Below are 363 nucleotides of genomic sequence, written 5' to 3'. Positions count from 1 at the left end.
TCGGTGTCGCATGCGTTTCATTCGCCGTTGATGGATCCGATGCTGGAGGAGTTCGCGGCGGCGCTTGAGGGGATCGAGTTCCGTGAGCCGGTGATCCGGTTGGTGTCGGGTGATCCGACGGATCCGGCGTATTGGGTTCGGCATGTGCGGGAGGCCGTGCGGTTCGGTGACGCGGTGCGGGCGATGGTGGACGACGGTGTGGGTACGTTCCTGGAGCTGGGGCCCGACGGCACGCTGTCGGCGATGATCCAGGAGACCGCGGCCGTCACGACGGTTCCCGCACTGCGCCGGGACCGGGATGAGGAGACGTCGGCGGTGACGGCGCTGGCGGTGCTGCACGCCCACGGTGTCGGGGTGGACTGG

General features: G+C 68.6%; 1 protein-coding gene. It reads left to right on the top strand.

The window, feature by feature from the left end; genetic code table 11:
- Positions 1-363, top strand: a 363-nt coding sequence (locus IO36_RS36105; RefSeq protein WP_037626603.1) for an acyltransferase domain-containing protein, incomplete at both ends; no start/stop codon positions are given.

Source organism: Streptomyces aureus (assembly GCF_000725495.1).
Lineage (GTDB): Bacteria > Actinomycetota > Actinomycetes > Streptomycetales > Streptomycetaceae > Streptomyces > Streptomyces aureus_B.
Note: the sequence above shows the minus strand (reverse complement) of the source record. Positions and strands in the feature narration are given on the sequence as shown.